Below are 23,765 nucleotides of genomic sequence, written 5' to 3'. Positions count from 1 at the left end.
GTCGTGAGTGGTAAAGCGGGTTAGAACCCGCCTTACCACTCACGACCACCGCGGCAGACTGGGGAATCAGGCGTTCTGCAGCTCGCCGACGTCGGCGTCGCGACGGGCGCGCTTGCGGCCCCACAGCAGGTGGTCGAGCGAGAGCCGGCCGCCGTTGAAGCCGAGGGCCAGCCCGGCGAGCGCCAGCACCAGGACCAGCTCGTAGCCGCCCTGCCCGGTCAGGCCGTTGTCGATGTGCACCGAAAGCAGCGCGCCGATCGAGATCACGACGTAGCCGAGGCCGACGAGCGGCAGCAAGAAGCCGACGATGAACGCGACCGAGCCGAGGATTTCGACGGTCATCGCGAAGATCGCGGCGGCCGTGGGCAGCGGGATGCCCGACATCTCGAAGAACTTCGCCGTTCCGTCGATGCCGTTGTTCCACTTCTGCAGCCCGTGCGCGAGGAAGACGACCGCGACGCCGATCCTCCCCAGCAACAGGGCCACGTCCTTGAATCGTCCGAACATCCGGTTTCAGCTCCCCGGTAGGTGAAATTTCAACTGACCCGACCCAAAGTAGGGCACCGGGCACCCGCCTCGAAGCTCCGGAGCGTGATCGACAGGAAACCGACAGGGACCGCCTCAGCGCTTGTGCGCCCAAGCGGCGGCGAAGCTGTAGACCCCGAACGCGGCGAGCCCCAGCGCGACCACGGTCAGCAGCACGGTGCCGAAGGGCTGGGCGGCGAGCGTCTTGAGCGCGGCGTCCAGGCCACCCGCCTTGTGCGCGTCGGAGTCGAACCCGGCGATGGCCAGCAGGATGGCGACCACGGTGAACACGACGGCCTTGGCGAGGTAGCCGGTGGTGCCCAGCCAGCCGACCCAGCGGCGCGACCGGCCCGGCAGCTCGGAAGTGTTGAGGTCTTCGAGGAACTTCTGCTTCACGCCCTTGACCCCGGCGGCGATCGCCACGCCCAGGACGGCCGCCGCGGCGATGACCACCAGGACCGGCCCGGCCGGCAGCGACAGCAGCTTGCCGGTGAACTCCTGCTGCTTCTGGCTGCTGGATCCGCCGCTGCTGCTGCCGGCGGCGAGCCGGAAGGCGGTGAAGCCGAGCACGAGGACGACAACACCGCGAGCGACGGCGCCGAGGCGCTTGCGCGTCCGCTTCCCGCCGCTGACCCAGTCGTAGCCGGTGGCAGCCATCAGGAACTGCCACAGCCCGAAGAGGACCAGCCCGATGGCGACGATCCAGAGCAGGATCTGCCCGAACGCCGTCGAGCCGATCTGCTCCAGGGCACCCTTCTGATCCGCCTGCTCACTGCTGCCGAAGGCGACCTGCAGGGCGAGGTAGGCAAGGACGAGGTGCACGACGCCGTAGCACGCCATGCCGACCCGGCCGAGCAGTTGCGCGGTGTTGCTCTTCTCGCCTCTTTCGGCGGTGGCCTCTGTCCGGTTCATGCCTGCTCTAATACCCACGCCCGACCCTGATCCGTTGGGCCAAGCGGCCTAATCACTTGCTGTGCCCGAGCCGATCGCACTTCGAATGCGATTCCCGGTGGTCGGACGCCGGCCGGGTCCTAGGCCGGGCGGCGCCGCACCTCGTCGAGGCGCGCCCAGCCGCCGTTGACCGCGAGGAGCGTCAGCACCTGCTCGGCCTGCTCGGCGAACCGGGCGAGGTCGTCGTGCAGCAGGGCCGCGCGTTCGCCGTCGAGCTGGTCGAAGTCGTCGAACCACAGCGAGATGGCCGAGCCCGCGGTGACAGCGAGCCCTTGGGTCAGGCTCAGGAAACCGGGCGACGGCTCGTCGGCGGCCGCGCGGTAGGCCGTCTCGATCTCGTCGCACGCGGCGAGCAGGTCCCGCAGCTGGCGGACGGCACCGGCCGGGGTCCCGTCCCAGGCGGCCGTCGGCCAGGCGCGGTCGGACAGCTCGAGCCACAGCCGCCAGCCGGCGACCAGCTCGGCTTCGTCGTGGGGCGTCCAGGACGCCGGAACCGGCCAGTACATGCTTCGAGAGTGACACCGCCGGAGCGGAAATCCGCCCCGGCGGTGGGTTATGTCTCATGTGGGGAAACTCAGCCGATGACGGGCGGCACGAACACGCAGGGCGGCGTCTTGGCGTGCGCGGGATCGAGCGCGTTGAGCACGAGCCCCTGGGCGACCGGGTCGTAGGTGATGCCGAGGTGGTCGGTGAAGTCGAGCCCGCAGACGTTCTGCAGCAGGATGTTCTTGACGTTGGGCGCGGCCTCGAGGAAGGCGCTGGTGTACGGCGTCACGACGTCGTCGTAGCGGGTCTGGATGACGGTGTACTGGATGCCGGGCACGGTTTCCCCACCGGCGTTGAGGTCGGCGAGGAAGTCCGAGCCGACGGCCTGTTCGTTGCACGCCTGGCAGACGGTCCCGAGCGCGGCCGGCACGCCCGGGATCATTTCGAGGGTGCTGAGCAGGCCGAAGAGGTCGGTGCCGTGGTTGGACGGCGACAGCCCGACGAGCCGGCTGATCTTGTCCGCGCCGCCGAGGTACTTGATCCAGTACCGGACGTTCATCCCACCCTGCGAGTGCCCGACGACGTCGAGCTTCGCCGCCCCGGTGGCCGCGAGGATGCGCTCCCCGAAGGCGGCAAGCGCTTTTGTGGTGTCGGCGATCGGGCCGACGGTCTGCAGGAAGGAACCGGGTGCCCCGCCGAAGTTCCCGGCGAAGACGCAGTAACCGGCGTTGGCGAGCTTCTGGGAAAGGTTGGCCCAGTTCTCGTAGGCGTTGGCGGTGGTCCCGTTGGACAGCAGCACGGGGTTCGGGTGCCGTTCGGAGGGCCTGCAGTTCCAGTCGTTCGCCCCGGGCGGCGCGATGGTGGGCGCCCCGAGCGAGTAGAGGGCCGCCGTGAGGATGTTGGGCTGCACGGGCCCGGTGGGTTCCCGTTCGGCCGCGTGGCCGGTCCCCGCCCCCAGTACGAGTGCCGCCACCGTGGCGGCGGCCGCCGTGAGCCACCTGCGCGTCGTTGCGCCCATCCGCTTCACCTCTCCGTGAACCGATGGTGACCTGCGTCACCGCAGGTTTAACGCGCGAGTAACTTGTTCGGACCTCCCCCTGGTGAGTGATTTTCCTGCGCCGTTTCGCCTGGTAAAAGCCGACGCCCCCGACACGCGTGGTGTCGGGGGCGTCGGAGGTCCGGTGCTCAGCCCTTGAGCAGGGCCCGCGCCATGACGACCTTCTGGATCTGGTTCGTGCCTTCGTAGATCTGCGTGATCTTGGCGTCGCGCATCATGCGCTCCACCGGGAAGTCGCGGGTGTAGCCGGCACCGCCGAAGAGCTGGACGGCGTCGGTGGTCACCTCCATCGCGATGTCGGATGCGTAGGCCTTCGCCGCGGAAGCCATGAATCCGGCCCGCTTGTCGCCGCGCTCGGACGCCGCCGCCGAGGCGTACACCAGGTGACGGGCGGCCTCGATCTTCGTGCCCATGTCGGCCAGCATGAACTGGACACCCTGGAACTCCGCGATCGCCTTGCCGAACTGCTTGCGGTCCTTCACGTACGCCACCGCCGCGTCCAGGGCGCCCTGCGCGATACCCAGCGCCTGCGCGCCGATCGTCGGACGGGTGTGGTCGAGCGTGCGCAGCGCCGTCTTGAGGCCGGTGCCGGGCTCGCCGATGATGCGGTCGGCCGGGATCGTGCAGTTCTCGAAGTAGATCTCCCGCGTCGGAGAGCCCTTGATGCCGAGCTTCTTCTCCTTCGGCCCCACGGAGAAGCCCGGGTCGTCCTTGTGCACCACGAACGCCGAAATGCCGTTGGCCTTCTTCTCCGCCTCGGGATCGGTCACGGCCATCACCGTGTACCACGACGACTCACCCGCGTTGGTGATCCACGCCTTGGTCCCGTTGAGCACCCAGTGGTCCCCATCGAGCCGAGCCCGCGTACGCATCGACGCGGTGTCCGAGCCGGCCTCACGCTCCGAAAGCGCGTACGAAGCCGAAGCCTCACCCGAAGCGATCGACGGAAGCACCAGCTTCTTCACGCTCTCCGAACCGGAGAGGATGATCGGCTGCGTGCCGAGCTTGTTGACGGCCGGGATCAGCGAAGCCGAAGCGTCGACCCGGGCCACCTCTTCGATCACGATGCAGGCACCGACGGCGTCGGCGCCCTGGCCGTCGTACTCCTCGCCGATGTGGACGGCGTTGAACCCCGACTTGACCAGCGCGTTGTACGCCTCGATCGGGTAGCGCTCGTTCTCGTCGACCTCGGCCGCGTACGGCGCGATCTCCTTCTCGGCCAGAGCCCGGACCGCGGCCCGCAGCTCCTCGTGCTCCTCGGCAAGCTGGTACAGGCTCATCGTCACTTCCGGTTACCTTCTCTACGACGTCGGGAGGGATCTGTCGATGTTAGCGCTCGTTCACCTACGTCGTCCTTGTGGCGTTGGCCGCAGCATTCGTATGGTCGAGTGATGCCGATCACCGCGCCGACGACGCCGCCCGGTCTGCCCGCCACCCTCGACTACCCCGATGTCCCGGCCGGTTCCATCCTCGCGGCGGGTGCCGCGCGCTGGGGCGACCGGACCGCCTTTGCCCACAACGGCCAGAGCCTCACCTTCACCGAGACCTACCGAGCCGCGTGCCGGTTCGCCAACGCGTTGCGCGAACGCGGCATCGGCCGCGGCGACGTCGTGGCGCTGCACCTGCCGAACTGCCTGGCCTTCCCGGTCGCCTACTACGGCACGCTGCTGGCCGGGGCCACCTTCAGCCCGGCGAACCCGCTGCTCCCGCCGGACGACCTCGCCTTCCAGCTCACCGACTGCGAGGCCGCGGCCGTGGTGACGTTCGGGCCGGTCGCGGGTGCGCTGGCGAGCGTCGCCGACCGGATCCCGGCGCGGTTCTCCGTCGTCGTCCAGCCCACCGGCGACCTGCCCGGCGGCGCCGTCGAGTTCGAAGCGTTCGGCGCGGAGCAGCCCGAGACGCGCCCCGAGGTCGAGTTCGCGCTGCACGAGGACCTCGCGCACCTGGCCTACACGGGCGGCACCACCGGCCGGTCCAAGGGCGTGCGGCTGTCGCACCGCAACGTCGTGGTCAACACGCTCCAGCACGCCTGCTGGGGCTCCGGCTCGGTCCCGGCGCTCGACGAGCGGGGCGACGTCACGATCGATCAGATCGGCAGCGAGGACGAGTGGCCCACGCGGCTGGGCACCGGCGTCGCGATCAACCTGACGCCGTGGTTCCACGCGATGGGCATCATCGGCGGCCTGAACGCCGCGGTGCTCGCGGGGACGACGATCGTCCTGCACTCGCGCTTCGACCCGGAGGCGTACGTCGCCGACGCCGAGCGGCTGCGCATCACCGGCATCGGTGGCGCGCCGGCGCTGTTCGCCGCCCTGCTCGCGACGCCGTCGTTCCACACCGCCGACCTCTCGTCGGTGCGCTCGATCGGCTCGGGCGCGGCGCCGATGAACCACGCGATGATCAACGCGCTGCGCACGCGCTTCCCGGACGTGGTGGTCTCCGAGGGCTACGGCCTCACCGAGGCGACGATGGGCGCGGTGATCTCGCCGGCGTACCGCTCGGGCACCCGCAAGGTCGGCTCGGTGGGCCTGCCGATCTTCGACACGGAGGTCAAGATCGTCCCGGCCGAGGGCGGCGAGGACCCGCTGCCGGCGGGCGAGAAGGGCGAGGTCTGCCTGCGCGGCCCGCAGATCATGCTCGGCTACCGCAACCGCCCGGAGGAAACGGCGGCGGCACTGGTCGACGGCTGGCTGCACACGGGCGACATCGGCATCCTCGACCCGGACGGCTATCTGTCCATAGTGGACCGCAAGAAGGACATGCTGCTGTACAAGGGCTACAACGTCTTCCCCCGCGAGCTGGAGGAGCTCCTCATCACGATGCCGGGCGTCGCGGCGGCCGCGGTGGTCGGCCGCCCGGACACCGAGGTCGGCGAGCTCCCGGTGGCTTTTGTGGTGCCGCGCGGCTCGTTGGACGCGGACGAGCTGATGGCCGCGGTCAACGAGAAGGTGCTGCCGTACAAGCGGTTGCGGGAGATTCACGTGGTCGAGCAGATCCCGGTGTCCGCCGCGGGCAAGGTGCTGAAGCGCGAGCTGCGGCAGCAGCTGATCGGCGAGCTGGACTAGGAGGTGGGCTTGAACCGGCAGCTCGCGGGCCGGGCCAGGCAGTCGTACCGCTGGGCGCCGTCGGTGCGCATGTTGTACTCGACGTCGTGGGGACCCCACGCGGTCGTCGCGAAGGCGGGCTGACCGGCGGGCGGCACGACGAGGGTACGCTTGCCGCCGCGGTAGGAGTACTCGATGCGGACGCGCCACAGGCAGAAGCACCGTTCGGTCTTCGCGCGGATCACCAGGTGCTCCGGTTTGCCCTGCTCGACGAACCGGATCTTGCCGTCGGAGAGGTAAAGCCGCCCGCCGGGGGCGTCCCCCGGAACGAGGGCGGGGATTTCGCGACCGGCGACGGAGTCGAGCCGGAACTCGACGAGGGCGGCCTCCTCACTGCCCTGCGGATCGGCGACGAAGGCGGTGCCCCTCAGCGGGAGCCGCCGCTCTTCGACGACGGCGGTGATGGTCTCGATGTCGATCCGGCCCGCGCGGTGGCTCTCCAGCGTGACCTGGTGGCCGGAGGTGCCGAGCTGGGCGTTGGTGTGCTGCCGGATTTCGTCGAACACCTGCCCCGACGCCGGCGCGCTGAGAACGGCATCGGTGGCCCAGTACAGCCCGGCCACCAGCTCTGGGTGACTTTCCCCGCGCGCGGTCAGGACCTCATCGGAGAAGAGGTCCCGAGTGCGATCGGCGACCAGCGGAGCAACCCCGGGAACGGCGACGGCCAGCGCCAGCGGAGTGACGGTGGCCAGCAGCCACTTGGGCGCCCGCCCCAGCCCCCGCCACCAGGCAAGCCCGCTTTTGGGCCGCGGAGCGGGCCGAAGGCCAGTCCTCCGACCGGCGACGACCGGTTTCCGCTTCACGCCTCGGCGCCTTCCTTGTTGGGGCCGGCGTCGGACGCCGCGGGAAGATCCGGCTGCGCGGGCTCGGGCGCCGGCTCGGTTGCTGGCTTCCGCTCCGCAGCCGGCCCCGGCTCGGCCGCCGACTGCGGTCCTGCCGACGACTCGGCGGCCGGCTCCGCTCCCGCCGCCTTCTGCGCGGCTTGCGGCTCCAGCCCCGGCCGCGCATCCTGCCGCGGCTCCGGTTCGGGCTCCAGCTCCGGCGCTGCATCCACCCCAGCGGCCGCTTCGGCTTCCGGCTCTTCCGGCTCCTCCGGTGCCTCGACCACGCGGGGCCCCACCACCAGGGCCAGCAGCGGGACCGCCGCCAGTGCCGCGAAGTAGGCGATGCCCAGCGTCAGCTCGTTGCGCTGGGCGCTGAGGCGGTCCGCCACACCGCTCGGGTCCCACACCAGCCACGCGTTGATCAGCAGCACGCCGTACAGGCCGCCGCACACGTACAGGGCCGCTGTGCGCAGGGCTTCGCGGCGCCAGCCCGCTGTCAGTGCCGTTCCCACCAGCAGCACCAGGATCGCGATCAGGCCGGCTCGGTAGATCCCGGGCCAGCCGGTGACCACCGCCGGGAGCTCGTTGTCGGGGTTGTCGATCTCGAACCACGGCAACGCCTGGGACAGCACCACCAGCGGCACAGCCAGCACCAGTGCCGTCAGCCGCACCACCGGTGGGCGGCGGCTCGGCGGCTCGGCAGCCGTCGCGATCGGGATGCGCCCGGCCGCCGGGGCGCCCGCGATGGCCACGCCGAGCCCGACCAGCAACAGTCCCGTCGTGTAGAACACCAAGCCCTGGGCCGGCGTCACCAGGAGGTCCGGCCGCGCCTGTTCCGAGCCCGGCCCGGCGGGCGGCAGGCTCGAACCCAGGTCGGCGGCATTGGCCCGCAACCCGACGAACAGCGCGGCCAGCGCCGGCAGCGGCGCGCACACCACCACCAGCAGCCAGCGGATCCCCGCCCGCCTGCGCGCCGCCGCGAACGCCACGACCGCGCCCACCGCCGCGAGCACCAGGAGCACCGCGAACGTCGGGCCCTGGCGCTCGATGCTCGTCACCATCAACGTGAACGACGAGGCCCGCGGATCCGTCCGGACCGAAATCCAGGGGAACGTCAGCGCGACCACGGCCAGCCCGGCCCCGATACCCGCCAGCACGAGCCCGGCGAGCCAAGGCACCGCGACGCCGTCGTCCGACCGCGGATCCGTCATTTCCCGCCCCTCGAAGCCTCCGGAAACCGGGTCAGGACCTTAGCGGGTTCCCGACGGCGTGGAAGCGGAATCCGGGAAGAACGCCACGAACTGACCGGTCAGTGGCCCGTCTTCTCGCGCAGCGCCGCGTCCTTGTCCAGCACCAGCTTCTCCAGGTCCGCCTGGAACTGCGCCATCTTCGTGCGCAGGCCTTCGTCGGACGCCGCCAGGATGCGGACCGCCAGGAGGCCCGCGTTGCGCGCGCCGCCGACCGAGACCGTGGCCACCGGGACGCCCGCCGGCATCTGGACGATCGACAGCAGGGAGTCCATGCCGTCGAGGTACTTCAGCGGGACCGGCACACCGATCACCGGCAGCACCGTCGCCGACGCCACCATGCCCGGCAGGTGGGCCGCGCCGCCCGCGCCCGCGATGATCGCCTTCAACCCGCGCGACGCCGCCGACGTCGCGTAGTCCAGCATGCGCTGCGGTGTCCGGTGCGCCGAGTAGACGCCGACCTCGTACTCGACGCCGAACTCGTCCAGCGCCGCGCCGGCCGCCTCCAGCACCGGCCAGTCCGAGTCGCTGCCCATGATCACGCCCACCTGCGGCGCCATACCGACCTCTCCCGTCAGTGGATTTCGTAGCCGTCGAGCCAGACGGCGTGGGACAGCCAGTGCGCCGAAAGCAGCGCGCGGTTGCGCAGGTTCTCCATGCGTTCGCCGGTGAAGTTGACGTGCCCGAGCTTGCGGCCCGGCCGCTCCTGCTTGCCGTACAGGTGCACCCGCGCCTCCGGGTACCGCGCGAACAGGTGGTGCAGCCGCTCGTCCGGCCCCATCTTCGGCAGCTCCGCGGCCCCCAGCACGTTCGCCATCACGCACGCGGGCGCGATCAGGTCGGTCCGGCCCAGCGGGTAGTCGAGCACCGCCCGCAGGTGCTGCTCGAACTGCGACGTGCGCGAGCCGTCCATGGTCCAGTGCCCGGAGTTGTGCGGGCGCATCGCGAGCTCGTTCACCAGCAGCCCGGTGTCGGTCTCGAACAGCTCGACCGCGAGCAGCCCGGTGACGTCGAGCGTCGACGCGATCCGCAGCGCCAGGTCCTGAGCCTCGTGCACCCGCGAGTCGTCGAGCCCCGGCGCCGGGGCCAGCACCTCGGTGTTGATGCCGTTCTGCTGCACCGTCTCGACCACCGGGTACGCCGCGCCCTGGCCGAAGGGCGAGCGGGCGACGAGCGCGGACAACTCCCGCTTCATCACCACCTTCGCCTCGACCAGCAGCGCCGTCCCCGCGGACAGCAGCTCCGGCACGGTCTCGCGCGCGTGCTGCGCGGTGTCCAGCATCCAGACGCCGCGGCCGTCGTACCCGCCGGTCGACGCCTTCAGCACCACCGGCCAGCCGTGCTCACCACCGAACGCGACCACGTCGTCCACAGTGGACACCTCGGCGAACGCCGGGCCCGGCACGCCGAGGCCCGCCATCATCTCGCGCATGACGAGCTTGTTCTGCGCGAAGCCCAGCGCGGACGCCGCCGGTCGGATGACGTGGCCCTCCATCGCCAGCGTCAGCAGGTGCTCGCCGGGCACGTGCTCGTGGTCGAAGGTGAGCACGTCGACCGAGGCCGCGAACTTCCGCAGCGCGTCCAGGTCGGTGTGGTGTCCGAGCGTGACGTCGCCGGCGACGAGCCCGGCGGCCTCGTTCTCGCTCGCGGCGAGCACGCGCAGGGATTGGCCGAGGGAGATCGCCGCCTGGTGGGTCATCCGGGCGAGCTGACCGCCGCCCACCATGCCCACGACGGGCAGACCGGTGTGTTTGTCCATAGCGCCGATCAGCCTAAACGGTGACCACCTGCGGCGACCGCCGGACCAGGCGAAGCTCACGCGCCGCGAGGCCGAGGATCCCCGCGGCCGCCGCGAGCACGTAGCCGTTGCCCAGGACCGACCAGCCCAGGCCCCAGCCGAACTCCGTGTCGCCGCCGTTGGGCACCAGCATCACGATCTGCGAGACGAACAGCACCGCGACCGCCGCCGCGGCCCACCACCGCGCCTTCACCAGCAGGAGCGTGAGCAAGGGCACGCACCAGACCCAGTGGTGCGACCACGACACGGGCGACAGCAACAGCCCGTAGAACGCCGTGACGAGCAACGCGGCCGCGTCTTCACCGCGCCGGTGCAGCCGCACCACCAGCCACACCGCGGGCACGGCCAGCACCGCCGCCACCCCGACCGCCACCGCCAGCGACCAGGTGGCCAGCTCCGAAGCCCGGTTGACCAGACCGTTGAGCGACTGGTTGAAGATCCAGTGCACCGACCCGACCCGGCTCGGGTCGGTCGCCGAATCCCGCCAGAACCGCGCCGCGTCGACCGGGATCACCGCGAACATCACCGCTTCGAGCGCCACGAACGTGCCCAGGGCCCGCAGCCCGTCCTTCCACCGGCCCGTGAAGAACAGGTGCGGCACGAAGATCAGCGGGGTCAGCTTGATCGCCGCCGCCACGCCGATCAGCACGCCCGCCCAGCGCGACCCGCGCGCGGAGAGCACCAGGACGTCCAGCACCACGAACGCCATCAGTATCAAGTTGATCTGGCCCAGGAACAGCGTCTTCCACACCGGTTCCAGCGCCAGAGCGGCGGCCGTTCCCGCCGGCAGCGCCCACCGGCTTCTTCCCAGAAGCGATGAGCCCCCCGGCGACGACGAAACCACCGTGATGACGACCATAAGACCGACCACCGACAAAAATGCGATCACACCCCAGACCAGGCCGGATGGCACCAGAGCGAGCGGCAGGAACAGCGGCGCGGCGGCCGGCGTGTAGGTGAACGGCAGCCGCACCCAGTCCGGCAGCGCGGTCAGCACGTCCCGCGTGTAGAGCGGCTCGCCGCGCAGCAGGGTCAGCGCCCCTGCGCGGTAGACGGCGCTGTCCGCGCCCACGTGCCACCCGGCCAGCCAGACGACCACACCGAAAGCCAGGACGAGAACCGCGAGCGTCCCGGCGAGCAGACGGCCGGTCCGCGCCTCAGACGCCGGTCGCGACGTCGACATGCTCGTCCGCAGCGGCCTTCTTCCGCGCCCGCCGCTGCAGCCCCCAGCGCAGGATGAGCGCGAGAGCCAGCACGACCGGCATCAGGATGTAGGCGTCCCCCACGATGTTCTGCCACACCTTCCAGTGCAGCTCGACGTTGCGGCCGTTCGGCAGGATCAGCAGCACGCAGCTGACGAACACGAACGCCACCAGCCCGGTCCCGACCCAGCGCTTCCACGCCGTCTTCGGGGTGGTCTTCGGCAGCCGCGAGACCAACAGCACGATCAGCGGGATCACCCAAACCCAGTGGTGGGTCCACGAGATCGGCGAGATCAGCAGCGTCCAGAACGCCGTGACCAGCAGCGCGGCCAGCGCCTGCCCCTTGCGGTGGAACCGCATGAGCAGCCACAGCGCCGGGATCGCCAGCAGGAAGCCGATGCCCATCGCCGCCTTCGACGCCCACGGCGCGAGGTCGGTGGCCCGGTTCATCAGCGCGTTCAGCGACTGGTTGCCCGCCCAGTGCACCGGCCCGATCCGGCCGGTGTCCGGCAGCGTGACGGTCCAGTACTTGGCGGCGTCGTGCGCGTTGATCAGGAACATCAGGCCCTGGAGCAGGACGAACGTCGCGAAGCCGCGCAGCGCGTCCTTGCGGCGGCCGGTGATGAACAGGTGCCCGAGGAACACCAGCGGCGTCAGCTTGATCGCCGCCGCGACGCCGACCAGCACCCCGCCCCAGCGACTGCCCCGCGCGCAGATGACCAGCATGTCCAGCAGGATCATGGCCATCAGGATCAGGTTGATCTGGCCGAGGAAGATCGTCCGCCACACCGGCTCGAGGGCGAGCAGGACCAGGAAGAACACGATGGTCGAGCGGGCGGGCGAGGCCCACCAGCGCGGCCCGTCCGCGGCCGGGCGCGGCAGCGCGCCGATCGCGATGCGGATCGACAGCGCCATCGCACCCAGCGAGACGGCCGTGATCAGCCCCCAGGAGATCTGGGTCGGGAACGCCGCGAGCGGGACGAAGATCAGCGCCGCCGTCGGCGGGTAGGTGAACGGCAGCAGCGCCCACCACGGTTCGCTGGGCAGCGTGTTGGCGTCGTAGAGCGAGTCGCCGTGCAGCAGCGTCAACGCGCCGGCCCGGTAGACCGCGCTGTCGACGCCGAGCACCCAGTCGTGCAGCGAGCCCCAGATGCCGTACCCGATCGCGACCAGCGGAATCACCGACAGGATCAGGATCGACCGCGGGCGGACGGACAGGCGGGCGAGTGACTTCCGCAGGGCCAGCCGGTGCTGGGATCTGGCCGCTGCTTCGCCGTCTACGTCGCTGGGTACGGTCCGGGTCACCGCACCAGGAAATCATGACCGGCCCGGTCGGGGTCGGAAGGGTCCGGACGAAAGCGGACTTTTCCGGTGTTCTACGCGCGCGCCAGGTGGGCCAGCAGGTCGCACGCGAGCTCGTGGGTGGCGGGCAGCCGCACCGCCGAGACGCGGGGCCGGCCGATGTCCGCCAGCTGGGCGTCCACCGACAGCCGCTCGTGCAACGCTCTTCGCAGCGCGACGCCGCGCGAAGCGACCCGCTCGTCCTTCGGGACCAGTGCCGCGACGACGGACGGCCCCAGCGAAGCGACGCTCTGGCCGCTGTCGAACACCTCCCGCAGCGCGTCCGCGACCAGGATCATCCCGGTCAGCCGCGCGAACCCGGCGATACCGCTGAGGTCGAGCGAGACGACCAGCAGCACGTGGTCCTCGGCGGCCGGGCGTTCGTGCGCGCCGGCGGCGCGGTAGACCTCCGCGAGCCGGGTGCGCAGGTAGGCGGCCGACGGCAGGCCGGTCAGCGGGTCGGTGACCTCGGTGTGCACGAGCTGGTCGGTGGCGACGTCCGCCCAGGCCAGCGCGGTGGTCCGGAGGAGCCGCGCCGGGGTGGCGTCGACGTCGGGCGCGACGAACCCGTCGCCGCCGTGGCCGAGCACCGCGTGCAGCGCGGCGAGGTCGGCGAGGGTCTCCGCGAGCCCCGCGCCGGCAGCCGCGCGGGCCCTGGCCAGCCCGGCCAGCGCGGTTTCGGCGGCCTCGACGCGGCCCTTGGCCATCACGGCCGCGCAGACGGCGTCGACCTCGGGCAGGGCCCAGTCGCTGGGGAAGCGCCAGCCGGCGGCGAGGCTGGCCGTGCGCCAGCGGGCCCGCAGCGTGCGCAGGGAAGCGTCGCGCTCGGCCTGTGCGGGAGTGGAGTCACCGGAGTCGGGTCGCGTAGCCGGAACATCCACTGGCCACCCCGCCCCTTTCGTCCGGTTCGTGTCGATCTTGGTGGTGCGCTTCACGGTGGGGACGTACCCCGGCGGGCGCCGTGACGCGTACTGACCAGTTTTTGTCGTGGAGCTTTCCCCCGGCCGGCCCCGGGGGTGGGTGATTTCGCTCCGCCGTCGGAGTCATCACCCGGACCACGACGTGACCGCCGGGGGTGGGTCAGTCACACTTGTCTCGCGTCCCGGATCGGCCCGTAATGGCAGGTCCTGGCTCTAGCCGACCGAGGAGTGCCGTGTCCACCGTTCCCGCCGATCTCAGCGGAAAGAGTGACGCCGAGCTGATCGCGGAGGTCCGCTCCGGGAAGATCGCGTCGTACGGCACGCTCTACGAACGGCACACCGGCGCGGCCCGCAATCTGGCCCGTCAGCTGGCCCGCTCGAGCTCCGAAGCCGACGATCTGGTGTCCGAGGCGTTCGCCAAGGTGCTCGACACGCTCCGTGGCGGCAAGGGCCCGGACACAGCCTTCCGGGCGTACCTGCTGACCGCCCTGCGTCACACTGCGTACGACCGCACGCGCAAGGAACGCCGGGTCGACCTCAACGAAGACATGAACCAGGTCGGCGGCGCCGCGGCCGAGGCGCTGACCGTGCCGTTCTCCGACACCGCGGTCGCCGGGCTCGAGCGGACGATGGCCGCCAAGGCGTTCGCGCGGCTGCCGGAACGCTGGCAGGCGGTGCTCTGGCACACCGAGATCGAGCAGCAGAGCCCGGCGGAGGTCGCCCCGCTGCTGGGGCTGACCGCGAACGGCGTTTCCGCGCTCGCCTACCGCGCCCGCGAGGGGCTCCGCCAGGCGTACCTGCAGGTCCACCTGCAGGAGAACGCCGAGGAACGCTGCCGCGCCTGCGCCGGGCGGCTCGGCGCGTGGACCCGCGACGGGCTGTCCAAGCGGGAACGCGCCCAGGTCGAGAGCCACCTCGACGAATGCGACCGGTGCCGGGCGCTGGCCGCGGAACTCGCCGACGTCAACGGCGGGCTGCGCGCGATCATCGCCCCGATCGTCCTGGGCGGCGCCGCGCTGGGCTACCTCGCCACGATCGGCGCCGCGAAGGCGAGCGCGGCCACGGCGGCCACCGCGGGCGCAGCCGCCGCCGGGGCCGCGGCGGCCGGCGGCAAGGCCGGCGCGAGCGGGAGTGCCGCCGGCGCGGGACCCCGCCAGTTCGCCGGGGTCGCCGCCTCGGGCACGGCGATCATCGCGGCCATCGTCATCGCGCTCACCGCGGGCGGCGGGACGCAGGAGATCCCGGCCGCCGTCCAGGCGCCGCCGTCGGCCCAGCCGGCCGAACCGCCGGCGCCGAAGCCGCAGCCACCGGTCCCGCCCGCGCCGGAGCAGCCGGACCAGCCACAGCAGCCACAGCAGCCACAGCTCCCGGCACCCCAGCCCCCGGCGCCCCCCGCGCCGCCCGCGGCTCCCTCGGTCGAGCCCGCGCCGCCGCCGGTCGCACCGCCCGCCCCGGCACCGCCGCCCGCGCCGGCCCCGCCCGCCCCGGCGCCACCGTCGATGTCCGCGACGACTCCGCCGGACGGCGTCGAGCTCAGCCCGGGTGCCGCGAAGAACCTGCCGATCACCGTGCGCAACGACGGCGGCAGCCCGTCCGATCCGGTGGCGGTCGCGCTGAAGCTGCCGCGCGGCGTGCGCGCGGTCGACACCGGCGGCGGCGGCGCGTCGATGGCCCGTGCGCAGGCCCCCGGCCCGATCTCGGTGAACTGCCCGGGCGGCGAAGGCACGGTCATCTGCAAAACCGGCGCCGGCCTGGAGCCCGGCCAGAGCGCGACGCTGAACTTCCGCCTGCAGGCCGACGAAGACGCCGAGGGCGGCACGGTGACCGGGTCGGTCACCGCCGGCGTGCAGATCTCCGTCGACGTGAGCGTCAAGGTCACCGTCAAGCTGCCGCGGGACGCCGTGGTCCTCGAGGCGAAGGGCGACGGGCTCTCGGCGTTCCCGTGGAACCACAACCCGCTGGTCTACGTGCGGGTCCGCAACACCGGCGAGTCGGCCAAACCGGTCACGGTCACCTTCGACCACCCGCTCTGGCAGTGGTGGAGCCTGCGCGGCTTTCCCTGCACGTCGACGAACCAAGGCGCGAGCTGCACGACGAAGAGCGCGGTGGCCCCCGGCCGGCACGTCAACCTGTGGGTGCGGCTGAAGGGCCGGCCGAACAACGGGCAGGTGACGATCGCCGCGCAGCTCGGCCGGGCGTCGGCACCACCGGTGACCGTGGACTTCGGCTGCTGGCGCCACTGGTGCGGCAAGGACCCGGTGCCGACGACGACGCCGTCGGTCCCGGTGCCGGCAAAACCCTCGAAGCCGCTGCCGTCGAAGCCGACGTCGAAACCACCGGCGAAAACGACGACCGAAGAGCCGTCGACCGAGCCGCCGGTTTCCCCGACCACAACGAGCGCACCGCCGCGGTCCGGCGGGAAACCCGGCGCCAAGCCGCCGACCGTCACCCCCGAACGGATTTTCGGCTGGCTGACCGGGTAGCGTCCGCTCGGTGCGCGAGCTGCTGGAAAAGCATCGCGAGCTCCTCCGCTTCGCCGTCGTCGGCGGGATCAGCTTCGTGATCACGATGTCGGTGAACTACGGCCTCAAGTTCACCGTGCTGCGAACCCACCCGGTGACGGCGCTGATCGTCGGCGTCCTCGTCGCGACGATCTTCTCCTACGTCGCCAACCGCGAGTGGTCGTTCCGCGCCCGCGGCGGCCGGGAACGGGCGCACGAGGCCACGCTGTTCTTCCTGTTCAGCGGCATCGCGCTCGGCTTGAACGCCCTTCCGCAGTGGTTTTCGCGGTACGTGCTGGACCTGCAGGCCCCGCGGCTGTCGCCGTTCGGCGTCGAGGTGGCCGACTTCGTCAGCGGCATCGTCATCGGCACGCTGCTGGGCACGCTCTTCCGCTGGTGGGCGTTCAAGAAGTGGGTGTTCCCGGACGAAGACGGCCGCTCGCGCGCGGTGCCCGTCGTGACCGCGGAGGATCCGGACATTCACGACAGCAAGGCCGCCTGAACCACAGGTCAACGCCTGTGCTCCTAGACTGCGTGGTGTGACCGTTGTGGAAACCGTGCTCAAGCGCACGCCGGAGCCACTGCGTTCGGTGCTGATCAAGCACCGGGAGCTGCTGAAGTTCGCGATCGTGGGCGGCACGACGTTCCTGGTCGACAACGGCGTCTGGTACGCGCTCAAGCTCACGGTGCTGGAGCCGAAACCGACCACGGCGAAGGCGATCGCGATCATCGTCGCGACCATCGTGTCCTACATCCTCAACCGCGAGTGGTCCTTCCGGACCCGCGGCGGGCGCGAACGGCACCACGAGGCGGCGCTGTTCTTCGTCATCAGCGGCATCGCGGTGGGCGTCAACCTGGTCCCCCTGATCGTCTCGCGCTACGTGCTCGACCTCGAGGTCCCGCACGTGACGTTCCTGGTGCAGGAGATCGCGGACTTCGCGAGCGGCTCGATCATCGGCATGCTGCTGGCCATGTTCTTCCGCTTCTGGGGCTTCAAGAAGTGGGTGTTCCCGGACGAGCTGGGCCAGCGGCGGCGGGACAACGACCAGGTCACCCGCCTGCCCTGACCGGGATCCGCCAAAAGTACTTGTCTTTTGACATGTAGTTGTCTACTGTCATACTCGTCAGTGTTTCCTTCGTGAGGACGCCGTCCGGGTTCGGCCGGGCGAGCGGGACGATTCGAGGTGGTTTCCGAGCGCGAAGAGGTCGCATCCGTGGCGCGGATGACGATGGAGCCTTTTCCCGACTCGACGGGGCGCGTGTTTCCGCGCGTCCGCATCTCTCGTCCCTTCTGACGAAACAAGGACATCCTCTTGAGCACCACCGCGCCTTCGCGCGCCCTGAAACCTGCCCTCGCGGGCTTGTTCCTGTCCGTTTTCCTCGCGATGCTCGACGCCCAGGTCGTCGCCACCGCGCTCCCCCGGATCGCCGCCGAGTTCGGCGGGACCGGCGCCTACGCCTGGGTCACCACCGCCTACCTGCTCGCCGGGAGCGCCACCGCGCCGCTGTACGGCAAGCTCGGTGACGTCTTCGGCCGCAAACGCGTGCTGCTGGGCGCACTCGCCCTGTTCCTGCTCGGCTCGCTCGCCTGCGGGCTCGCGCCGTCGGCCGGGGCGCTGATCGCGGGGCGGGTGCTGCAGGGCGCCGGCTCCGGCGGCCTCTTCGTCTCCGTCGGCGCTTCGCTCGGCGAGATGTTCACGCCCCGCGAAGGCGCGAAGTACTTCGGCTGGTTCTCGATCTGCTTTGCCGTCGCTTCGCTCGCCGGACCGGTCGTCGGCGGGTTGCTCACCGGGCTCGCCGGGTGGCGGTCGATCTTCCTGGTCAACCTGCCGCTCGGGCTCGTCGCCCTGGTCTGCCTCAAGGCGCTCGACCTGCCGCGACGGCGCCGGGAGGCGCCGTTCGACTTTGCCGGGGTCGTCTTGCTCGGCGGCGCGATCACCGGGTTCACCCTGCTCACGCCGTGGTCGATCGCCCTCGGCGCGGCCACGGCCGTGGCCTTCGTGTTCGTCGAACGGCGAGCCGAAGCGCCGGTGCTGCCCCTGCGGTTGTTCCGCGACCGGACGTTCACCGTGTCCGTGCTGCTCAGCGTGCTCGCCGGGTTCGCGTTCCTCGGCTCGGTCAACTACATCGCGGTCTTCCTGCAGGCCGACGCCGGGCCGGCCGAGGGCGGGCTGCGGCTGGTGCCGATGACGCTCGCCGTGTCGGTCGCCTCCGTCGTCGCGAGCAAGGTCATCACCCGCACCGGCGCGTACCGCTGGGCACCGCGGCTGAGCATGGCGCTCGGCCTGGTCGCGGTGCTCGGCCTGCTCACCCTGGACGGTCTGCCACAAGCCCTTGCCTGCCTGGTCGTCTTCGGCTTCGCGGCCGGGCTGAACCTGCAGGTCCTCGCCATGGCCACGCAGAACACCGCGCCCGCCGCGGACCGTGGCGCGGTCGCCGCCGGCGTCAACCTCGCCCGTGCGCTCGGCTCTGCCCTCGGCCCGGTCGCGCTCGGCTTCGCCTACCACGCCGGCTCCCACGGCGTGTTCCTCGCGCTGCTGCCCGTGCTCGCGCTCGCCCTCGTCACGGCGTTCGCGCTCCCCCACGTCCCGCTGTCCCGATAGGAGAACCACGATGATCTTCGTCCTCGGCGCCACCGGCAAGGTCGGCCGCCACCTCGTTCCCGCCCTGCTCGACGCCGGTGCCACCGTCCGCGCCCTGACCCGTGACCCGGCGAAGGCCCGGATCGACCCACGGGCCGAAGCCGTCCGCGGCGACCTCGACACGTCGGACCTGCCCGCCCTGCTGGCCGGCGCGGACCGCGTGTTCGTGCTGAGCCAGGGCCACAGCGCCGACCGGGAAGCGGCCGTCGCCCGAGCCGCCGCCCAAGCCGGCGTCACCCACCTCGTCAAGCTGTCCACCACGGGTGTCCACTTCGGACAGAAGGACCCGATCACCCTCGCGCACGCCGAAGCCGAGCAGGCGGTCCGCGAAGCCGGGCCGGCGTGGACGATCCTGCGGCCCGGCGCCTTCATGGACAACCGGTTCGCCTGGGTGGGCTCGATCCGCGGAGAAAACGCCGTGTACGTGCCCGACACCGACCCGCCGTCCGCGCTGATCCACGTCCGGGACATCGCCGCGGTCGCGGCCCTCGCGCTGACGACGTCCGGTCACGAAGGCGCGACCTACGAGCTCACCGGCGGGGAAGCCCTCACCACCGAGCAGCAGGTCGCCATCCTGGCCGAGGCGATCGGCCGTCCGCTGAAGTACGTCGAAGAAATCGAAAGCGCCGCGAAGGAGCGCCTGATCCGGATGTACGGCTGGCCCGCGAAGGCCATCGACGGGCTCTTCGCCCTCAAACGCGAGTCCGCCCCGCACGAACGCGTCATCTTCGACACCGTCGAGCGGCTGCTCGGCCGTCCGCCGCTGACCTTCGCGACCTGGGCGCGGGAGAACGCGTCCGCGTACCATCACCAGGAGTGACGACGCGGAGGTGAGGCGGATGGGTGACCTGCGCGTCCTCGTTGTGGACGACCATCCCCTCTTCCGGATCGGCGTGGGCACGCTGCTGGCCGCCGAACCCGGGATCGCGGTCGTCGGCGAGGCCGCGAGCGGCGCCGAGGCGGTCGAGGCCGCCGCCGCGCTGCACCCGGACGTCGTGGTGATGGACCTGCACCTGCCCGACCTGTCCGGGATCCAGGCGACCCGCCACATCGTGGCCGCGAACCCGGGGACCGGCGTGCTGATGCTGACGATGGCCGACGAAAGCGAGTCGGTCTTCGCGGCGATGCGCGCCGGTGCCCGGGGCTACCTGCTCAAGGACGCGGAGCCGGACGAGATCGTCCGGGCCGTCCAGGCGGTCGCCCGGCGGGAGGCCATCTTCGGCCCGGACATCGCGAACCGCGTGCTCGCCTTCTTCAACCAGCCGCCGCCGGCCAGCGAGCCGGTGTTCCCGGAGCTGACCGGGCGCGAACGCGAGGTGCTCGCGCTGATCGCGGCCGGGCACAGCAACAGCCTCATCGCGAGCACGCTGTGCCTGAGCCCCAAGACCGTGCGCAACCACATCTCGAACGTCTTCGCCAAGCTCCACGTCGCCGACCGGGCCGAGGCGATCGTCCGGGCCAGGGACGCGGGCCTCGGCCGGTCTGTGACAAGCGGGGCTTCGCCCCGGGCCGGGGGCTCCGCCACCCGGACCCCCAAACCGAAGTCTTGAAGGACGGTGCGTCCGGGCAACATCGGGACGCCGGTCCCATGCGCTCGGGACACGCGAGCGGGCAGGCTGGGCAGCCTGCACCGTTCGAGGGGAATGGGGAACGATGTTCGAATCCGACCGGACACCGGTGGTGGTCCGCGCCACCGATCCGATCCTGCACAACGGCGTCTGCATGGCGCTGCGTTCGCGCGACGACGTCCGGGTGGTCGACGGCGACCCGGCCGGGCAGGCCGTGGTCGCCCTGCTGGTCGCCGACCGGATCGACGAGGCGATGACCCAGCTGCTGTCCGCGCTGCACCACCAGGGCTTCACCCGCATCGTGCTGATCGCGGGCGAGGTCGACGACAACGAGATACTCAACGCCGTCGAGCACGGCGTCTGCGCGGTCGCCCGCCGCGCCGACGCGGGCCCGGAGGTGCTCGTCCGCCTGATCAAGGCCGCGGCGGCCGGGGAGGGTGCGCTGCCGCCCGATCTGCTCGGACGGCTGCTCAACCGGGTTTCGCGCTTGCAGCGCCAGGTGCTCGAGCCGCGCGGTCTGCGTCTCGGCGGCATGAGCGACCGTGAGACGGAGGTGCTCCGGCTCGTCGCGGCGGGGTACTCGACGCAGGAGATCGCCGACGAGCTGTGCTATTCGCAGCGGACGGTGAAGAGCATCCTGCACGACGTGACCAACCGGTTCCAGCTGCGGAACCGGTCGCACGCGGTCGCCTATGCGCTGCGGGAAGGGTTGATCTGAGCGGCCGGCCGAACGCTTGCTAACGCGGGACGCGCTCGGCCGGCCAGCGCACCTCGGGAACGTCGCTGGGCCGCGGCACCTTGAGGAACAGGCTGAACACCGCCGGACGGCGGTTCGACAGCTCCAGGCGGCCACCGTCGGCCTCGACCAGCGCACGGGCCAAGGCCAGCCCCACCCCCGTCGAACCCCCGCCGGAGAAGCCGCGCTCGAAGATGTGCGGCGCGAGCTCGTCGGGCACGCCGGGTCCGGTGTCGCTCACCTCGATCACCACCGTGCCCTCGGCGTCGCCGCGGCGGGCGATGAGCGTCACCGTGCCGGACCCGTGGCGCAGCGCGTTGTCGAGCAGGACCCCGATGACCTCGCGGAGGCGTCCCGGGGTGGCCCGCGCCATCAACCCGTCGGCCACGCGCGTCCGCAGGTTGCGGCCCTCCGAGCGGAGCAGCTCACGCCACTCCTGCGCCATCTCGGGCAGCTGCGTCGGCAGGTCCACCGGTTCCGCCCCGACCTCGCGGGCCGCGCGGGCCGCCGCCAGCAGCTCGTCGAGCGCCTCGGCGAGCCGGTCGGCCTGTTCCTGGGCGGCCTTCGACTCGTCGGCCACCTCGTCGTCCGGGTGCACGGTGAGCGGTTCCAGCCGCAGCTGCAACGCCGTCAGCCGGCTGCGCAGCTGGTGCGAGACGTCCCCGACGAGCTGGCGTTCCCGCTGCACGAGCTGGGCCAGCGCGGTGCCGGACGCGTCCAGCGCTTCGGCGACCATGTCGAGCTCGCCGACGCCGTAGCGGCTCGGGTCGGGCCGGAAGTCGCCGCCGCCGAGCCGGGCCGCGCGTTCGGCGACGTGCCGCAGCGGTTTTGCGAGTCGTCTGGCCGTCGCGATCGCCACCACCGCGCCGGTACCCACCGACAGCAGCACGAGCAGGACGACGACCAGCGTCACCGTCGTCTGCCGTTCGTGCATCGGTCCGGCCGGGACGGCGATCTCCACCTTGCCGTCGCGGGCCAGGTCCGCCGTCTCGGTGACGGTGTCGGGACCGGGACTGCTGCCGTAGCGCTTCTCGGTCTGGCCGCTGGCCCGGACGGTGAGCAGGCCGTTCGCCGGGACCGCCGCGCGCACCTGGTCGAGGTCGATCTCCTCGCCGTTGGCGATTTCGGTGTCGAGGATCGCCGCCGCCGCGCGGGCGTTCTCGGCGAGCGTCTCGCGGTAGCTCGACTCGATCTGCCAGCTCGCCACGATGCCCAGCGGGATGCCGAGGACCGCCGCGGTGACGGCGACGGCCAGCAGGATGGCCAGCAGGATGCGGCGGCGCACGGCTTATTCGGCGTTGAAGCGGAAGCCGACGCCGCGGACGGTCGCGATCCGCCGTTCGCCGTCGTGGGTCTTGCTGGTGCGGCCGGCGGCCTCGTCGGCGGCGATGGCGAGCTTCCGGCGCAGCCAGGACATGTGCATGTCGAGTGTCTTGGACGTCTTCGACTCGAGGTCGTTCCAGACCTCGGCGAGGATCTCGTCGCGGCTGACGACCTGACCGGCGCGGGTCATCAGCACGCGCAGCAGCTCGAACTCCTTGTTCGCCAGCTGGACCTCGTGGTTGTCCACGGTGACCAGCCGGGCACCGAGGTCCATCCGGACGCCGCCGGCCTCCAGGACCTCCGGCGCCCGGCGGCGCAGCAGCGCGCGGATCCGGGCCAGCAGCTCGGCGAGGCGGAACGGCTTGGCGACGTAGTCGTCGGCGCCCGCGTCCAGGCCGACGACGAAGTCGACCTCGTCGGTGCGGGCGGTGAGCATCAGGACGGGCAGCTCGGTGCCGTTGGCACGCAGGCGGCGGCAGACCTCCAGACCGTCCATCCCGGGCAGGCCGAGGTCGAGCACGAGCAGGTCGACGCGCTGGGCGGCGGTGGCGTCGAGCACCGAAGGGCCGTCGGTGACGACGTGGATCTCGTATCCCTCGCGTTCGAGGGCGCGGGAGAGCGGTTCGGCGATGGCCGGATCGTCTTCGGCAAGTAGGACCATGCTCACCTGGCCAACTCTACGGCGAGCGGGCGTGAAACCATCGTGACCGTGCCTGGCTACGAAGATGATCTGGCTCTCGCCACCCGGCTGGCCGACGCCGCCGACGCCATCACGACGGCGCGGTTCCGCGCGCTGGACCTGGCGGTGGAGCGCAAGCCCGACCGCACCCCGGTGACCGACGCCGACACCGCGGTCGAGGACGCGATCCGGGCGCTGCTGGCCTCGGAACGCCCGGCCGACGCGGTGCTCGGCGAGGAGCGCGGCGGGTCGGCGGCGACGGGGCGGGCGTGGGTGCTCGACCCGATCGACGGGACCAAGAACTTCCTGCGAGGAGTACCCGTCTGGGCGACCCTGATCGCGCTGGTTTCCGACGGTGACCCGGTGGTGGGCCTGATCAGCGCGCCCCTGCTGGGCCGTCGCTGGTGGGCGGCTTCGGGTGCCGGAGCGTTCTCTTCGGACGCCGCCGGGACGCGGCAGCTGTCGGTTTCGAAGGTTTCGTCCCTTTCGGACGCTTATCTGTCCACAACGGACCTGAACTCGTGGGTCGAGCACCACTCGCGGGAGAAGTACCTCGGCCTGGTGGACGCGTGCTGGGAGACCCGCGCGTTCGGCGACTTCTGGCACCACGTCCTGGTGGCCGAAGGCGCGATCGACGTGGCGGCGGAGTGCATCGTCAACCCGTGGGACGTCGCGGCCGCGCAGGTGATCGTGACGGAGGCGGGCGGCCGGTTCAGCGACCTGGACGGCGTCGGGCGGTACGACAACGGGAGCGCGCTCTCGACGAACGGCCGCCTCCACGACGAGACGCTGGCGATCCTCAAGCGCTGAGTTTCAAGCGCCCCAATGTGGCGGGGGGGGGGGGGGGGGGCCCCCCCCCCC

The 23,765-nt window shown here is 71.5% G+C and carries 23 protein-coding genes; 9 read left to right on the top strand and 14 right to left on the bottom strand.

All coding sequences use genetic code 11. The annotated features are described in order from the left end of the window. Positions 1-66: 66 nt before the first annotated feature. The 5 genes from Q5425_RS31740 to Q5425_RS31720 form a co-directional block, all read right to left on the bottom strand. A complete protein-coding gene (locus tag Q5425_RS31740) occupies positions 67-507 on the bottom strand; it encodes a DoxX family protein (RefSeq protein ID WP_308676023.1) in 441 nt (146 codons plus the stop codon). A gap of 114 nt (positions 508-621) precedes the next feature. Further along, the gene (locus Q5425_RS31735) at positions 622-1,437 is read right to left on the bottom strand and encodes a DUF1206 domain-containing protein (RefSeq protein WP_308676022.1); all 816 of its coding nucleotides are present in this window, start codon (positions 1,435-1,437) and stop codon (positions 622-624) included. Positions 1,438-1,556: 119 nt separating this feature from the next. Beyond that, positions 1,557-1,982 (bottom strand): hypothetical protein, encoded by a 426-nt coding sequence (locus Q5425_RS31730; protein ID WP_308676021.1) that lies wholly within the window; start codon positions 1,980-1,982, stop codon positions 1,557-1,559. A 68-nt stretch (positions 1,983-2,050) separates the two neighbouring features. Then, positions 2,051-2,980 (bottom strand): alpha/beta fold hydrolase, encoded by a 930-nt coding sequence (locus Q5425_RS31725; RefSeq protein ID WP_308676020.1) that lies wholly within the window; start codon positions 2,978-2,980, stop codon positions 2,051-2,053. Between the two features lie 167 nt (positions 2,981-3,147). Next, on the bottom strand, positions 3,148-4,299 hold the full coding sequence (locus Q5425_RS31720; protein WP_308676076.1) for an acyl-CoA dehydrogenase family protein: 1,152 nt from the start codon (positions 4,297-4,299) through the stop codon (positions 3,148-3,150). A gap of 111 nt (positions 4,300-4,410) precedes the next feature. On the opposite strand from Q5425_RS31720, the gene Q5425_RS31715 reads away from it, so the two are divergent. Then, positions 4,411-6,084 (top strand): AMP-binding protein, encoded by a 1,674-nt coding sequence (locus tag Q5425_RS31715; RefSeq protein WP_308676019.1) that lies wholly within the window; start codon positions 4,411-4,413, stop codon positions 6,082-6,084. Here Q5425_RS31715 and Q5425_RS31710 read toward each other — a convergent pair. The 7 genes from Q5425_RS31710 to Q5425_RS31680 form a co-directional block, all read right to left on the bottom strand. Further along, complete coding sequence (locus tag Q5425_RS31710; RefSeq protein ID WP_308676018.1) at positions 6,081-6,926, bottom strand: hypothetical protein; 846 nt, start codon at positions 6,924-6,926, stop codon at positions 6,081-6,083. The two genes, Q5425_RS31715 and Q5425_RS31710, sit on opposite strands and share 4 nt — an antisense overlap. After that, complete coding sequence (locus Q5425_RS31705) at positions 6,923-8,158, bottom strand: hypothetical protein (RefSeq protein ID WP_308676017.1); 1,236 nt, start codon at positions 8,156-8,158, stop codon at positions 6,923-6,925. The genes Q5425_RS31710 and Q5425_RS31705 overlap by 4 nt, the downstream gene beginning before the upstream one ends. Before the next feature lie 98 nt (positions 8,159-8,256). Beyond that, the gene (gene purE / locus Q5425_RS31700; RefSeq protein ID WP_308676016.1) at positions 8,257-8,754 is read right to left on the bottom strand and encodes a 5-(carboxyamino)imidazole ribonucleotide mutase; all 498 of its coding nucleotides are present in this window, start codon (positions 8,752-8,754) and stop codon (positions 8,257-8,259) included. Positions 8,755-8,768: 14 nt separating this feature from the next. Continuing rightward, positions 8,769-9,953, bottom strand: coding sequence for a 5-(carboxyamino)imidazole ribonucleotide synthase (locus tag Q5425_RS31695; RefSeq protein ID WP_308676015.1), 1,185 nt, complete (start codon positions 9,951-9,953; stop codon positions 8,769-8,771). A gap of 13 nt (positions 9,954-9,966) precedes the next feature. Further along, positions 9,967-11,175, bottom strand: coding sequence for a glycosyltransferase 87 family protein (locus Q5425_RS31690; RefSeq protein ID WP_308676014.1), 1,209 nt, complete (start codon positions 11,173-11,175; stop codon positions 9,967-9,969). Continuing rightward, entirely contained in the window at positions 11,150-12,499 is a 1,350-nt protein-coding gene (locus Q5425_RS31685; RefSeq protein WP_308676013.1) for a glycosyltransferase 87 family protein, read from the bottom strand. Before Q5425_RS31685 ends, Q5425_RS31690 begins: the two co-directional genes overlap by 26 nt. Before the next feature lie 71 nt (positions 12,500-12,570). After that, on the bottom strand, positions 12,571-13,416 hold the full coding sequence (locus Q5425_RS31680; RefSeq protein ID WP_308676012.1) for a GGDEF domain-containing protein: 846 nt from the start codon (positions 13,414-13,416) through the stop codon (positions 12,571-12,573). 272 nt (positions 13,417-13,688) lie between these two features. Here Q5425_RS31680 and Q5425_RS31675 point away from each other — a divergent pair, with 272 nt between their 5' ends. From Q5425_RS31675 to Q5425_RS31645, 7 genes are all read left to right on the top strand, one after another. Then, a complete protein-coding gene (locus tag Q5425_RS31675) occupies positions 13,689-15,938 on the top strand; it encodes a sigma-70 family RNA polymerase sigma factor (RefSeq protein ID WP_308676011.1) in 2,250 nt (749 codons plus the stop codon). A 10-nt stretch (positions 15,939-15,948) separates the two neighbouring features. Continuing rightward, positions 15,949-16,458 carry a GtrA family protein gene (locus Q5425_RS31670; protein ID WP_308676010.1) on the top strand — a complete coding sequence of 170 codons (510 nt, stop codon included), beginning with the start codon at positions 15,949-15,951 and terminating at the stop codon, positions 16,456-16,458. Positions 16,459-16,495: 37 nt separating this feature from the next. Next, positions 16,496-17,023, top strand: a complete 528-nt coding sequence (locus Q5425_RS31665; protein WP_308676009.1) for a GtrA family protein — start codon at positions 16,496-16,498, stop codon at positions 17,021-17,023. Positions 17,024-17,269: 246 nt separating this feature from the next. Then, positions 17,270-18,559 carry an MFS transporter gene (locus Q5425_RS31660; protein WP_308676008.1) on the top strand — a complete coding sequence of 430 codons (1,290 nt, stop codon included), beginning with the start codon at positions 17,270-17,272 and terminating at the stop codon, positions 18,557-18,559. A 10-nt stretch (positions 18,560-18,569) separates the two neighbouring features. Beyond that, positions 18,570-19,418, top strand: a complete 849-nt coding sequence (locus Q5425_RS31655) for an NAD(P)H-binding protein (RefSeq protein WP_308676007.1) — start codon at positions 18,570-18,572, stop codon at positions 19,416-19,418. A gap of 19 nt (positions 19,419-19,437) precedes the next feature. Further along, positions 19,438-20,148 (top strand): response regulator transcription factor, encoded by a 711-nt coding sequence (locus Q5425_RS31650; protein WP_308676006.1) that lies wholly within the window; start codon positions 19,438-19,440, stop codon positions 20,146-20,148. Positions 20,149-20,251: 103 nt separating this feature from the next. Then, complete coding sequence (locus tag Q5425_RS31645; protein WP_308676005.1) at positions 20,252-20,884, top strand: response regulator transcription factor; 633 nt, start codon at positions 20,252-20,254, stop codon at positions 20,882-20,884. Between the two features lie 19 nt (positions 20,885-20,903). On the opposite strand, the gene Q5425_RS31640 is transcribed toward Q5425_RS31645, so the two are convergent. Beyond that, positions 20,904-22,187 carry an ATP-binding protein gene (locus tag Q5425_RS31640; protein ID WP_308676004.1) on the bottom strand — a complete coding sequence of 428 codons (1,284 nt, stop codon included), beginning with the start codon at positions 22,185-22,187 and terminating at the stop codon, positions 20,904-20,906. Between the two features lie 3 nt (positions 22,188-22,190). Next, complete coding sequence (locus tag Q5425_RS31635) at positions 22,191-22,886, bottom strand: response regulator transcription factor (RefSeq protein ID WP_308676075.1); 696 nt, start codon at positions 22,884-22,886, stop codon at positions 22,191-22,193. A 42-nt stretch (positions 22,887-22,928) separates the two neighbouring features. Between Q5425_RS31635 and hisN the strand changes: the two genes are divergently transcribed. Then, complete coding sequence (gene hisN / locus Q5425_RS31630) at positions 22,929-23,714, top strand: histidinol-phosphatase (protein ID WP_308676003.1); 786 nt, start codon at positions 22,929-22,931, stop codon at positions 23,712-23,714. The last annotated feature ends 51 nt before the right edge of the window (positions 23,715-23,765 follow it).

Origin of the sequence: Amycolatopsis sp. A133 (assembly GCF_031082405.1) — a bacterium.
In the GTDB taxonomy this organism is placed as follows: domain Bacteria; phylum Actinomycetota; class Actinomycetes; order Mycobacteriales; family Pseudonocardiaceae; genus Amycolatopsis.
The sequence above is the reverse complement of the archived record's forward strand: the minus strand, read 5'-3'. Positions and strand labels throughout refer to the sequence as shown.

What these genes read in the sequence shown, in the direction of transcription:
- Q5425_RS31740 (WP_308676023.1), bottom strand. Translation starts at nt 507, where the DNA reads ATGTTCGGACGATTCAAGGACGTGGCCCTGTTGCTGGGGAGGATCGGC.
- Q5425_RS31735 (WP_308676022.1), bottom strand. Translation starts at nt 1,437, where the DNA reads ATGAACCGGACAGAGGCCACCGCCGAAAGAGGCGAGAAGAGCAACACC.
- Q5425_RS31730 (WP_308676021.1), bottom strand. Translation starts at nt 1,982, where the DNA reads ATGTACTGGCCGGTTCCGGCGTCCTGGACGCCCCACGACGAAGCCGAG.
- Q5425_RS31725 (WP_308676020.1), bottom strand. Translation starts at nt 2,980, where the DNA reads ATGGGCGCAACGACGCGCAGGTGGCTCACGGCGGCCGCCGCCACGGTG.
- Q5425_RS31720 (WP_308676076.1), bottom strand. Translation starts at nt 4,299, where the DNA reads ATGAGCCTGTACCAGCTTGCCGAGGAGCACGAGGAGCTGCGGGCCGCG.
- Q5425_RS31715 (WP_308676019.1), top strand. Translation starts at nt 4,411, where the DNA reads ATGCCGATCACCGCGCCGACGACGCCGCCCGGTCTGCCCGCCACCCTC.
- Q5425_RS31705 (WP_308676017.1), bottom strand. Translation starts at nt 8,158, where the DNA reads ATGACGGATCCGCGGTCGGACGACGGCGTCGCGGTGCCTTGGCTCGCC.
- purE (WP_308676016.1), bottom strand. Translation starts at nt 8,754, where the DNA reads ATGGCGCCGCAGGTGGGCGTGATCATGGGCAGCGACTCGGACTGGCCG.
- Q5425_RS31695 (WP_308676015.1), bottom strand. Translation starts at nt 9,953, where the DNA reads ATGGACAAACACACCGGTCTGCCCGTCGTGGGCATGGTGGGCGGCGGT.
- Q5425_RS31690 (WP_308676014.1), bottom strand. Translation starts at nt 11,175, where the DNA reads ATGTCGACGTCGCGACCGGCGTCTGAGGCGCGGACCGGCCGTCTGCTC.
- Q5425_RS31655 (WP_308676007.1), top strand. Translation starts at nt 18,570, where the DNA reads ATGATCTTCGTCCTCGGCGCCACCGGCAAGGTCGGCCGCCACCTCGTT.
- Q5425_RS31650 (WP_308676006.1), top strand. Translation starts at nt 19,438, where the DNA reads ATGGGTGACCTGCGCGTCCTCGTTGTGGACGACCATCCCCTCTTCCGG.
- Q5425_RS31645 (WP_308676005.1), top strand. Translation starts at nt 20,252, where the DNA reads ATGTTCGAATCCGACCGGACACCGGTGGTGGTCCGCGCCACCGATCCG.
- Q5425_RS31635 (WP_308676075.1), bottom strand. Translation starts at nt 22,886, where the DNA reads ATGGTCCTACTTGCCGAAGACGATCCGGCCATCGCCGAACCGCTCTCC.